At 66.0% G+C, this 12101-nt stretch carries 9 protein-coding genes; 7 read left to right on the forward strand and 2 right to left on the reverse strand.

Going from position 1 to position 12101, the window contains the following annotated elements; translation table 11 throughout:
* Positions 1-335 precede the first annotated feature (335 nt).
* Positions 336-2495 carry an N-acetylmuramoyl-L-alanine amidase gene (locus AB0L57_RS06445; protein ID WP_364958127.1) on the forward strand — a complete coding sequence of 720 codons (2160 nt, stop codon included), beginning with the start codon at positions 336-338 and terminating at the stop codon, positions 2493-2495.
* Positions 2496-2598: 103 nt separating this feature from the next.
* Here AB0L57_RS06445 and AB0L57_RS06450 read toward each other — a convergent pair whose 3' ends face one another.
* Complete coding sequence (locus AB0L57_RS06450) at positions 2599-3435, reverse strand: HAD family hydrolase (protein ID WP_364959277.1); 837 nt, start codon at positions 3433-3435, stop codon at positions 2599-2601.
* Between the two features lie 129 nt (positions 3436-3564).
* On the opposite strand from AB0L57_RS06450, the gene AB0L57_RS06455 reads away from it, so the two are divergent.
* The 6 genes from AB0L57_RS06455 to AB0L57_RS06480 are packed head-to-tail and all read left to right on the forward strand — an operon-like array spanning position 3565 to position 11426.
* Positions 3565-4542 carry an ABC transporter permease gene (locus tag AB0L57_RS06455; protein WP_364958130.1) on the forward strand — a complete coding sequence of 326 codons (978 nt, stop codon included), beginning with the start codon at positions 3565-3567 and terminating at the stop codon, positions 4540-4542.
* A gap of 46 nt (positions 4543-4588) precedes the next feature.
* A complete protein-coding gene (locus AB0L57_RS06460; RefSeq protein ID WP_364958133.1) occupies positions 4589-5530 on the forward strand; it encodes an ABC transporter permease in 942 nt (313 codons plus the stop codon).
* Complete coding sequence (locus tag AB0L57_RS06465) at positions 5527-7377, forward strand: ABC transporter ATP-binding protein (RefSeq protein ID WP_364958136.1); 1851 nt, start codon at positions 5527-5529, stop codon at positions 7375-7377. Before AB0L57_RS06460 ends, AB0L57_RS06465 begins: the two co-directional genes overlap by 4 nt.
* An 8-nt stretch (positions 7378-7385) precedes the next feature.
* Entirely contained in the window at positions 7386-9062 is a 1677-nt protein-coding gene (locus tag AB0L57_RS06470; protein ID WP_364958139.1) for an ABC transporter family substrate-binding protein, read from the forward strand.
* Between the two features lie 31 nt (positions 9063-9093).
* Positions 9094-10773 carry an ABC transporter family substrate-binding protein gene (locus AB0L57_RS06475; RefSeq protein ID WP_364958142.1) on the forward strand — a complete coding sequence of 560 codons (1680 nt, stop codon included), beginning with the start codon at positions 9094-9096 and terminating at the stop codon, positions 10771-10773.
* On the forward strand, positions 10770-11426 hold the full coding sequence (locus AB0L57_RS06480) for a hypothetical protein (protein ID WP_364958145.1): 657 nt from the start codon (positions 10770-10772) through the stop codon (positions 11424-11426). The genes AB0L57_RS06475 and AB0L57_RS06480 overlap by 4 nt, the downstream gene beginning before the upstream one ends.
* A 33-nt stretch (positions 11427-11459) precedes the next feature.
* Here the strand turns inward: AB0L57_RS06480 and AB0L57_RS06485 are convergent, their stop codons facing one another.
* Positions 11460-12050, reverse strand: a complete 591-nt coding sequence (locus AB0L57_RS06485) for a TetR family transcriptional regulator (protein WP_364958148.1) — start codon at positions 12048-12050, stop codon at positions 11460-11462.
* Between the last annotated feature and the right edge of the window lie 51 nt (positions 12051-12101).

Consider the following 12101-nt stretch of genomic DNA (forward strand, 5'->3'; position numbering starts at 1 on the left):
GCGATTCGCGGGACATTCGCACCCGGTCGACACAGCGAGGCGCTGCGCGATCGTCATTCACGGTGCCTCCCAACGGGTTCGGTGGACGGTCGGCGGCTGAACGACCACACCCGCACGCCCGGCATGTCCTGACCTTGTATGGCTATCGGGAAGTTACATTCGAGCTATCATAGACCTAAGCCTCAACCAAAGGTTTAGATCTGTGGCATTTGGGACTAGTGTGACCACTGATCCGTCAGGAATCAACCCCGTGCTCGAGCTGGCGGTCACCGGTTCTACCTGAATGGGAGATGCTCGTGCCGTACCGTCGTCCAAAACGTTCCGTTGTCCTACCCGTGGTCGCCACCCTCGCGGTCGCTGCCCCACTCGCGACGCTGACACTGCGCGAATCCCCCGGCTATCGGACAGCAGATGACAGCAACCTTGCCGCGATCCCCGCGGAACTCGCCGAGGTGGCCCTGGCTTCCGCCCCCGACGTCGTGTTGCCGCTGCGTGAGCTCACCGGCCTGAATCTTCCCGACCTGCACCTGTCCGATCTGCGGAAACTGCCCCTGCCCAAGGCGATTCCGGTACCGCCCGGACTACCCGCCCCGCCTGGCGTGCGACTACCGAACGAGATCCCGCTGCCGCAATTGGGCGAGCTTTCGACCACACCGTCACCACAGCCGCAGCCCACCCACTCGGGCCCTGGATTCATCGCCGCACCGCTGGACCCGACCCAGACACCGGCCGCCGACCCGTCGGCACCCGCACTCGCCCCGGGCAACGTACCGGCCGATCTGACCGATCAGGTGGGAGCGGAGGTCAAGCAGCTCACCCGCGACACACCGTTCAGCATGGTCGCGTTCACGGCCACCCAATTGGCCGACACCACCGCACTCGTCCGCGCCCAGCAGTCCGACGGGACCTGGGGCGCCTGGTACCCGGCCGATCAGGTCGACACCAACCGTGACGACCGCTCCCCCGCACCGGCACGGACCGGCACCGAACCGATCTACGTCGGCGCCACGAAGGCAGTGCAGGTCCTGACCACGCACAAGGTCGCGAATCCCGGCGCGGAACGCACCGACGATCCGGCGCAGGCCGCCGCTCCGCTCTCGGCCGTGCTGATCGACCCCGGCCGCGGGGCCATCGACGATCAGCTCACCTCGATCGCCGCGTCGCTGCCCGGCGGTGGCCCCAAGGTGATCAGCCGGGCACAGTGGGGCGCCGACGAATCGCTGCGCTGTGAGGAACCGACCTACGACGACGGGCTCGGCGGAATCACGGTGCACCACACGGCCGGTCGCAACGACTATTCCAAGTCCGAATCCGCCGGAATCGTGCGCGCGATCTACGCGTATCACGCGAAGACACTGGGCTGGTGCGATATCGGCTACAACGCGCTGGTCGACAAGTACGGGCAGATCTTCGAAGGCCGGTACGGCGGGATGGACCGCCCGGTCGAGGGCGCCCATGCCGGCGGCTTCAACGAGAACACCGCGGGCGTGGCGATGATGGGCGATTTCGAATCCCAGCCGCCCACCGACGCTCAGCTCCAGGCCACCGGGCAATACGTCGGCTGGCGAGCCAAGACCGCGGGACTCGATCCCCAGGGCCGAACCACCATGTACTCCGAGGGAACCGACTTCACTCCGTATGCCGAGGGCGCGGCGGTGCAACTGCCGATCGTGTTCGCCCATCGCGATGTCGGTAGCACCACCTGCCCCGGCGACGCGGCCTACGCGCGGATGGATCAGATCAGGGAGATCGCCGCGGGCGTCACGACGGATGTACGGAGCGGACCGGAGAAGCCGGGCCCGCGAACAGATCTGGCCGCGCTGGCGAATCTGACCAACCGGCTGCTGAGCATGGTCGACCAGAACGTCATCGCGAAATACTGGGCGGCGCAGGGCGGTCCGAACGGTCACCTGGGTGCCGTCGCCGCGGAACCGGCGCCGACCCAGGACGGTGGCCAGTACGCGAAGTTCGTCAACGGCTATGTCTATGCCGCGCCGGACGGTGCGATCATCGAACTGGCGGGGCAACTGCTGGACCGTTTCGTTCAACTCGGAGCCGACTCCGGTCTGCTCGGAACACCGCTGCGCAGCGCGTATCCGGTGCCGGGCGGGCAACGCGCGGACTTCCGGCTCGGCTCGCTGATTCTCAATACGGCGACCGGTGTGGTGACCACGCTGCTGAAACACGCCGACAACCAACAGAATCCGGCGGGCGACCCGATTCCGGCACAGCTACCGGCACCGGAGGGCTCGGCGCCGCAGCCGGGCCCGGCGGCGGATCAGCCCGCACCAGACGCGCAATCGGCACCGGAGGCACAAGCACCGGGCGCTCAGCAGGCACCGGAGGCCCCGGCAGCGCCCGCACCGGAAGCTCAGCCGGCGCCCGCACCGGAGGATCAGGGTGCACCGGCACCGGAGGCCCCCGCCGAACCACCGGCGCCGGACACCGCGCCGGCGTCGGATCAGCCCGCACCACCGAGCGATCCCGCGGCCTGAACTCGCACAGCACAGCGAACGCCACGCGCAGCACACCGCTGCGCGTGGCGTTCGCCTTCACCCGGCCCGCGCGATCACCCGGACAGTCCGGCGGGGATGAACCTCAGCGCTCCCACCAGCGCTCGAGGATCCGGGCCACACCGTCGTCGGCGTTGGACGTGGTGACCTCGTCGGCCGCCGCACGCGCCTGCGGATGCGCATTACCCATGGCCACACCGTGTCCGGCCATTCGCAACATGGGGATGTCGTTGGGCATGTCGCCGAAGGCGAGGATCGTGGCGTGCTCGACGCCGAGGCGCTGCGCGACGATGGCGAGTCCGGAGGCCTTGGTGATGCCCGGTGCCGACAATTCGATCAGGCCGTCGTCGGTCGAAAAGGTGATGTCGGCCCGTCCGGTGAGATGGGGCGCCAGCGCGGCCTGCATCTCACCGCTGGGCACCCCGCGCAGGCGGATCAGCATCTTGATCGCCGGTGTGGAGATCACCTCGCGGCGCGATACCTGGGTGTCGTCGGGATTGAGCCAGGCGTGTTCATATTCGGGCGAGCTGACGAACTGCGGCGTGGCGGCGTCGTGAGCACTGCTGCCCACCCGCTCGGTGGCCAGGCCACAGCCCGGCAGGACCCGTTCGGCCAGATCGGCGATCCACTCCAGACTCGGCACGTCCAGCGTGCTGCTGTGCAGGATGCGATCGGCGGCGCTGTCGTAGATCACCGCGCCGTTGCCACAGACACACAGGGGTGCGTATCCGAGCCCGTCGATCACCGGATCGATCCAGCGCGGCGGGCGGCCGGTGGCCAGCACGAACGGCACGCCGTCGGCGATCAGCGCCGTCACCGCGGCCCGAGTGCGTTGCGTCACCCGCTCCGCGCCGTCGAGCAGCGTGCCATCGACATCGGTGGCAACCATCTTGGGTTTCGGCAGGCGCGTCACCCATTCCATCCTGCCCGAAAGCGGGGTGCGGCTGTAATCCATTCCGTGCGCCGATGCCGCACGTGGTGCACGATATCTGCGGTGGACTCCAGACCATTCCCTATGATCAGGGGCTAGTGAACCGACCCGAGGGGACCGATGACCGGCTTTCTGCTGCGACGTGCGCTCAACTATGTCGTGCTGCTGGCACTGGCGTCCTTCCTGGCGTTCAGTCTGGCGTCGCTGACATTTCGCCCGCTGGACAGCCTCGAACAGCGCAATCCGCGCCCACCCCAGTCGGTGATCGATGCCAAGGCCGCCGAACTGCATCTCGACCAGCCCATCCCGCAGCGCTACCTCACCTGGGTCGGCGGGGTCGTACACGGTGACTTCGGCAAGACCCTGGCCGGACAGCCGGTCAGTGCGGAACTGGGCCGGCGGGTCGGGGTCAGTCTGCGGTTGCTGATCGTCGGCTCGGTGGTCGGCACGGTGCTCGGTGTGTTGATCGGCGCGGCCGGGGCCATCCGGCAATACCGCATCAGCGACTACTTCACGACGATCCTCTCGCTGATCATATTGAGCACACCGGTATTCCTGCTGGCCACCCTATTGAAATACGGTGCGCTCGAGATCAATACGGCTACCGGGCAACAGATATTCCTGTATACGGGCGAGACCTCGGCGACCGCCGTGCACGGTTTCTGGAATCAGTTCGTCGACCGGCTGCAGCACATGATCGTCCCCACGCTCGGCCTGGCACTGGCGGCGATGGCCAGTTACAGCCGCTATCAGCGCAACGCGATGCTCGATGTCCTGCAGAGCGACTTCATCCGCACCGCCCGGGCCAAGGGCTTGACCAGGCGCCGAGCGTTGTACAAACACGGTCTGCGCACCGCGCTGATTCCGATGGCCACACTGTTCGCCTACAGCTTCGGCGCCCTGATCACGGGTGCGACCTTCACCGAGAAGATCTTCGGCTGGCACGGTGTGGGTGAATGGCTGGTCGATGCGATCAACCGGCAGGACGTCTACATCGTGGTGACCGTCACGGTGTTCGTGGGATTCGTGGTGCTGGTGTCGGGCCTGTTGTCCGATATCGCGTACGCCGTTCTCGACCCGCGGGTGCGGGTCGGATGATCGTGTCGGCGGTGCGGAAGAAGATGGCGGGACGGTGCGCAGGTAAATGACCGAAACCGAGATCATCGTGCAGGGCGCACCGGAGCCGGTGGCGGCCGGCCGGCGAAAGCTGGTGTGGCGCCGATTCGTCCGGAACAAGACCGCGGTCACCGCGGGCATCGTATTGATCATCATGGTGATCGGTGCCTTCGCGATTCCGCCGTTCCTTTCCTACGACTATCAGGAGCGCGATCCGCTCGCACTGCTGCAACCGCCGAGCCCGCAACATCCGTTCGGCACCAACGAGATCGGCCAGGACATGCTGGCCCAGACTCTGCACGGCCTCCAGAAATCGCTCTTGATCGGTTTCTGCGTCGCGGTGGTGGCGGCCCTGATCGCGGTGACGACCGGCGCCATCGCCGGTCTGCTCGGCGGCTGGATCGACCGCCTGATCATGTGGCTGGTGGATCTGCTGCTGGTGGTGCCCAGCTTCATCATCATCGCGATCTTCGCGCCCCGGATGAAGGGCAGCGGCTCGATTCTGCTGCTGATCGTGCTGCTGGCGGCATTCGGCTGGATGATCAGCGCCCGGATCGTGCGCAGTATGACGCTCACGCTGCGGGAGCGCGAATTCGTGCGAGCCGCACGATATATGGGCGCCTCGACCCGATCGGTGATCGTCACCCATATCGTGCCGAACATCGCCTCGATCCTGATCATCGACACCACACTCGCGGTCGGCATCGCGATCATGTCCGAAACCGGTTTGAGCTACCTGGGTTTCGGTGTGCAGCCGCCGGATGTCTCACTGGGCTCGCTGATCGCCTTCGGCACCAAATCCGCCCTGACCTTTCCCTGGTTGTTCCTGTTCCCCGGAGGTTTCCTGATTGCGATCGTGCTGTGCGCCAACCTGGTCGGCGACGGTCTGCGCGATGCGTTCGACCCGACCTCCCGGCGAGCACGCGCGGGCCGCAAGATGAAGAAGGCCGAGAAAGTAGAAGCGGCATGACCGAACGCACGACCACGACGCCGCTGCTCGAGGTCTCGGACCTGAGCATCTCGTTTCCGGGCGAGCAGGGCCGCATCGACGCGGTGCGCGGGGTGAACTACACCGTCACCGACGGTGAGGTCCTCGCCATCGTGGGTGAATCCGGTTCGGGTAAATCGGTGTCCTCGCTGGCCGTGATGGGCCTGCTGCCCGAACAGGCCCGGGTGCGCGGCTCGATCCGGCTGCGCGGCAAGGAATTGCTGGGCATGGGCGACAAACAGCTGTCCGCCTTGCGTGGTGCGCGAATCAGCATGGTCTTCCAAGATCCGCTCTCGGCACTCACACCGGTGTACCGGGTCGGCGATCAGATCGCCGAGGCCCTGCTCGCACACAAGAAGATGAGCAAATCGCAGGCGGCCACGCGCGCGGTGGAACTGCTCGATCTGGTCGGTATCGGAGAACCGGAGGCGCGGGCCAAGGCCTTCCCGCACGAATTCTCCGGCGGTATGCGCCAGCGCGTGGTCATCGCGATGGCGATCGCCAACGATCCCGAACTCATCATCTGCGACGAACCCACCACCGCACTGGATGTGACGGTGCAGGCGCAGATCCTCGACCTGTTGCGCAAGGCACGCGACATCACCGGCGCCGGCGTCGTCATGATCACCCACGATATGGGGATCGCGGCGACGCTGGCCGACCGCATCGCGGTGATGTACGCCGGGCGGATCGTCGAGAACGCCCCCGCCGCTGAACTGTTCAACTCTCCCCGGATGCCGTACACGGTCGGGCTGCTCGGATCCATTCCCCGGATGGACGGCCCCGCCCGGGTACCGCTCATTCCGATCGTCGGCGCCCCGCCCGCCATGAACGCGCTGCCGCCCGGTTGCCCGTTCGCACCGCGCTGCCCCGTCTCGATCGAGGAGTGCACGGCGGCCGAACCACCACTGCAGGACACCGCTGCCGGACATCGAGCCGCCTGTATCCGCACGGCCGAGGTGGGCACCGAGGAACTGTTCGCCGCCTATCGCAGCGAAACCGATGCCACCGCCGCCATCGATGTCCCCGATTCCGATGTGGTGCTGAAGGTTTCGGGGCTGACCAAGATCTTCCCGGTCACCTCCGGTGTGGTCCTCAAACGCCGCACCGGCGAGGTGCGCGCGGTGGACGGTATCGATTTCGAGGTCCGCACCGGCCGCACCCTGGCCCTGGTCGGCGAGTCCGGATCCGGAAAGTCGACCACGTTGAACCAGGTCATGGACCTGGTGAAGCCGGAGGCCGGCAGTATCGAGATCTTCGGCGAGGACGTCGCCACACTCACCAAGGCCCGCAAGCGTGAGATCCGCCGGAAGTTGCAGATCGTCTTCCAGGACCCCTCCTCGTCGCTGGATCCGCGCATGCCGATCTTCGACGCCCTGGCCGAACCGCTGCGCATCGACGGCCGTTCCCGCGACGAAATCCGCAAGCGGGTACCGGAATTGCTGAAACAGGTCGGATTGCGCGCCGAACACGCCGACCGCTATCCGGCCGATTTCTCCGGCGGGCAGAAACAGCGCATCAATATCGCACGCGCGATGGCTTTGGATCCGCAACTGCTGGTGCTGGACGAACCGGTGTCCTCGCTGGACGTCTCCATTCAGGCCGGCGTACTGAATCTGCTGCGTGATCTGCAGGCCGAACGCGGCCTGTCATATCTGTTCGTCTCACACGATCTTTCGGTGGTGCGCAATCTCGCCCACGACATCGCGGTCATGTACCGCGGCAAGATCGTCGAATCCGGTTCGGCCGAGCAGATTTTCGCGGCGCCCCAGCACGAGTACACCCGCGCGCTGATCGACGCGGTTCCGCTTCCCGTCGTCTCACGCTAGGAGTCACCGTGCAGATTCGTACTCGGGCGCTGCGGCTGACCGCAGTGGGCATCGCGGCCGCGGTGGGCATCGCCGTAGCCGGATGCGCGCAGGTGGACACGGCCAGCGGACCGAACGCCCTCGGTGGCTCCAACGACATCAATCCCCAGCCGCGGGACGCGGTCAAGGACGGCGGCAATCTCCGCCTGGCGATCAGTGCCTTCCCGGCGAACTGGAACGCGCTGTCCACCGACGGAAACGAGCTGGAGATCGGCGAGGTCGTCTGGCCGCTGATGCCGCGCTCCTACTACGTCGACGCCGCCGGCAAGCTGACCATCAACCACGACTACTTCACCGATATCCAGCTCACCGGAACCGAGCCACAGCAGGTCACCTACACCATCAATCCCAAGGCGGTGTGGAGCGACGGTTCGCCGATCACCTGGGAGGACATCGCGTCGCAGGCGCATGCGCTGTCGAGTGCCGACAAGCGGTATCTGATCGCGATCAACAACGGCTTCGACCGGGTGGAGAAGGTGGAGCGCGGTGTCGACGACCGCCAGGCCGTCATCACCTTCAAACAGCACTACACCGACTGGCGCGGGCAGTTCGCCGGGAACTCGATGCTGTATCCGAAGTCGGTGACCGCCGATCCCGAGGCGTTCAATCACGCACTGGCCAGCGCGATCACACTCACCGCGGGTCCGTTCGTCGTGCAGTCCACCGATCGCACCCAGGGGCGAATCACGCTCGCCCGCAATCCGAAATGGTGGGGCGACAAGCCGAAGCTGGACACCATCACCTACAGCGTGATGGATCGGTCCGCCTATGCCGCCGCCCTCCAGAACGACGAACTCGACGCCGCCCGGCTGACCTCGATCGAAGATCTCGCGACCGTGCGCACCAGTTCCGATCTGGTCGTGCGGCACGCACCGGGAAATCTATGGCGGCACATCACCTTCAACGGTGCTCCCGGCTCGATTCTCGCCGATCCGAAACTGCGGGTGGCGATCATGCAGGCCATCGATCGGCAGGGCATCGCGAACGCCATCGAGAACGGCCTCGTGACCGATCCCAAGCCGCTCGGCAATCACATCTTCGTGCAGGGCCAGGACGGCTACCAGGACAACAGCTTCCCCTTCGATCCCGACGCCGCGGGGCGCGAACTCGACGCGCTGGGCTGGAAGATGCAAGGCGATGTGCGGGTCAAGGACGGTCGCAAACTCGAGATCCGCGATGTGATGTACAACGATCCGACCTGGGTGCGGGTCGCGCAGATCATCCAGGACGATCTGGCGAAGGTCGGGGTCAAGCTGACTATCGACACCAAGCCGGGCCAGGGGTTCTTCACCGATTGGATGATCCCCGGTGATTTCGACATCGCCCAGTTCCTGTTCTCCGGCGATGCCTTCCCGCTGGGCAGCATTCCGCAGATCTACGCGTATCACCCCGACGACGAGCAGAGCAATTTCGGCCGCATCGGCTCCGACGATCTGAACGCCTTGATCGATCAGACCCTCAACGAACTCGATCCGCAGAAGGCGATCGCCCTGGCGAACGAGGTCGACAAGAGGGTGTTCGAGGAGGGCTTCTCGCTGACGCTCACCCAGGATCCGGGCAACTTCGGTGTCCGCTCGACGGTGGCGAACTACGGCGCACCGGGTCTGGCCACCTACGACTACACGAAAGTCGGCTTCGTAAGCTAGCCGTCCGCCCCCATGAAAGGAGAGCGAAACCATGCGGATTCGTTCGACGATGACCCGAATCGCGATACCGGCGGTCGCCATCGGAATGCTGTTGTCGGGGTGTGGGGGCACCACGACGGGAACCGGGAGTTCGGATCTCGGCACGACCAGTGACATCAATCCGCACGATGTCGCCGATCTGCGCGACGGCGGCAATTTCCGGGTGCCGATCGGGGAGTTCCCGCAGAACTGGAACACCCTCCAGATCGACGGCAACCAAATCGATTACACCACCGTCGAGCGGCCGATGATGCCGCAGGCGTTCCGCGTGGATGCCGCCGGTGTTCCCCATCTCGACACCGACTACTTCACGAGTGTGGAGCTCACCGGCACCGATCCGCAGCAGGTCACCTACACCATCAATCCGAAAGCGGTGTGGTCGGACGGAACGCCGATCACGTGGGAGGACATCGCCTCTCAGGCCGAGGCGCTCAGTGGCCGCAATCCGGGATACCTGCTCGCCACCAACGGCGGCTTCGATCGGGTGGCGAAGGTCGAGCGCGGCGTCGACGACCGCCAGGCGGTGCTGACCTACAGCAAGCACTTCGGCGAGTGGAAGGGGCAGTTCGCCGGAAACACCTTCCTGTTTCCGAAGTCCGTGACCTCCACACCGGAGGCGTTCAACAAGAGCATCGCCAACGAGATCAAGGTGACGTCCGGGCCGTTCGTGGTCCAGTCCACCGACCGCACCCAGGGACGGATCACCCTCGCCCGCAATCCGAAATGGTGGGGCGCACCGCCGAAGCTGGACACCATCACCTTCAGCGTGCTCGACCAGCCCGCCTGGGTGCCGGCGTTGCAGAACAACGAACTCGACGCCGTCGGAATCTCCGGGATCTCCGACCGGGCCGATTTCGTCACGGCCCAGGGCATTCCGGATGTGGCCATCCATCGGGCGCCGGCGGTGCAATGGTCGCACCTGACGTTCAACGGCGCACCCGGGTCGATTCTCGCCGATCCGAAACTGCGCGTCGCGATCGCGAAGGCCATCGATCGGCAGGGCATCGCGAATGCCATCCAGAACGGCCTGGTCGCCAACCCCAAGCCGCTGAACAATCACATCTACGTGGCGGGGCAGAAGGGATATCAGGACAACAGCCTGCCGTTCGACCCCGATGCCGCTGCCCGCGAACTCGATGCGCTGGGCTGGAAACTCAACGGCGACGTGCGCGAGAAGGACGGGCGCAAACTCGAGATCCGCGATGTGATGTACAACCAGCCGTCCTGGGTGCAGATGGCGCAGATCATGCAGCAGACACTGGCCAAGATCGGGGTGAAACTCACCATCGACACCCGGCCCGCACAGGGCCTGTTCACGAATGTGTTCCAGAAGGGCGACTTCGATCTCGCGCAGTTCTCCTGGGTCGGAGACCCGTTCCCGCTGGGCAACATCAACCAGATCTGGGGTTACAACCCGAACGACATGCAGGGCAACTTCGGTCGGATCGGTTCCCCGGAACTCAATGATCAGATCGAACGGACCGTCTCCGAACTGGATCCGAACAAGGCCATCGAGCTGGCGAACCAGACCGACCAGCAGATCTGGGCCGAGGGGCATTCGCTGACGCTGCTGCAGTCCGCCGGCATCATCCCGGCCCGATCCAATGTCGCCAACTACGGCGCCTTCGGCCTGGCCACGCCCGACTGGACGAAAGTCGGCTTCCTGAAGTGATTTCCGGTACCGGCCATCCGCTGGCGTATCCGGTACTCACCACGATCGGCGCCCTGGTGATATGTCTCGCCTGGGCGCCGTTCGCCGATCCGGAGCAGCTGGCCATGCTGGCGGCGGTGGGTTTTGTCGTGCTGGGCTACAGCGGGTTCCGGCTCGCGGTGGCATTCGGGGTGGGGCCCTGGCGGACGGTTCCGGCCGGGGAATTCCGGGTGAAGCGAGTGCGCCAGCAGTTTCAGCTGCTCAGCCGCTCGTGGCTGGAGTTCATCGTCGATGGCCGGACCCATTGGCTCCCGGTCTATTTCGATCCGGCACTGGTCACCCTGACCGAGACCACCGGTTCGTTCGAATCCACCGTGCGCGTGCGGGGCCTGCGCCTGTTCCCGGCCGGCGCCGTCCGACGTACCGAACCCAAGGGCCGCATGGTCGACAATCCGACCCGGGCCGACCCCGACGGCCCGGCACACGCCGCCGCTGCCATCAGGCTGGGCCGCCGCCTGCTCCTCGATGCCCAATTCGCTGTCGCGGCACCGTTTCTGGCACTGTTCTGGATCTACGTCGCCGGCGGCGGATTTCCGGCCTTCATCGGAGCGACGGTCGTGGCGGCTGGACTCGCGGTCTGGTTCGCGGCCATTCGCGGTTCGGACCCGAGCTGAATCACGGGCGGTGATTTCGTGCCGCCGGACCGCTCACTCCGTCCCGCGCAGGACCTGGTCCAGTAGGTTCCGCAGCGCCCATTCGAATTCGGTTTCCGGATTCGCCGACAGATACGGCCGGGCGGCCGTGAGTGCGGGATAGGCGCCGGGGTCGAGATCGATGCCCGGATGGCCGAGCGGATGTTCGTTGACGACGTGGCCGATGAGCAGATGCCAGAGTGCGCGATAGGTATGGGCCGCCGTGGCCGGGTCCAGGTCGGCCGCCAGCAGGGCGGCCAGGGCGGATTCGGCGAACGGCAGGGCGGCGGCGGTGGACGTGGAGGCATCGGTGACCACACCGGCGGCCCACGGATGCGCCAGCAGGACGCGGTGTGCGCCGAGCCATTGTGCGGTGAGGCGCTCACGTGGAGTTCCCTTGTCCACCACCGGGAACGAGCGGGCCAGGTCGTCGTTCAACAGTGCCAGCAGTTCCCGGCGATCGGTGATGTGCCGATAGAGCGACGCCTGCCCGGTGCTGAGCTCCTGAGCCACCCGCCGCAGGGTCAACGCGGCCAGACCCTCCGCATCGGCGATCCGGCGCGCCGCGGCGACGATTCCGGCCCGGCTCAGCGGTTCCGCGCGCATCTCACCTCCTGTACACCCAACTTCGAGAGTAGCCACCCGTTCTCCGGCGGT

This window comes from Nocardia sp. NPDC052254, assembly GCF_040679495.1.
Taxonomy (GTDB): domain Bacteria; phylum Actinomycetota; class Actinomycetes; order Mycobacteriales; family Mycobacteriaceae; genus Nocardia.

What these genes read in the sequence shown, in the direction of transcription:
- AB0L57_RS06450 (WP_364959277.1), bottom strand. Translation starts at nt 3,435, where the DNA reads ATGGAATGGGTGACGCGCCTGCCGAAACCCAAGATGGTTGCCACCGAT.
- AB0L57_RS06460 (WP_364958133.1), top strand. Translation starts at nt 4,589, where the DNA reads ATGACCGAAACCGAGATCATCGTGCAGGGCGCACCGGAGCCGGTGGCG.
- AB0L57_RS06465 (WP_364958136.1), top strand. Translation starts at nt 5,527, where the DNA reads ATGACCGAACGCACGACCACGACGCCGCTGCTCGAGGTCTCGGACCTG.
- AB0L57_RS06455 (WP_364958130.1), top strand. Translation starts at nt 3,565, where the DNA reads ATGACCGGCTTTCTGCTGCGACGTGCGCTCAACTATGTCGTGCTGCTG.
- AB0L57_RS06475 (WP_364958142.1), top strand. Translation starts at nt 9,094, where the DNA reads ATGCGGATTCGTTCGACGATGACCCGAATCGCGATACCGGCGGTCGCC.
- AB0L57_RS06485 (WP_364958148.1), bottom strand. Translation starts at nt 12,050, where the DNA reads ATGCGCGCGGAACCGCTGAGCCGGGCCGGAATCGTCGCCGCGGCGCGC.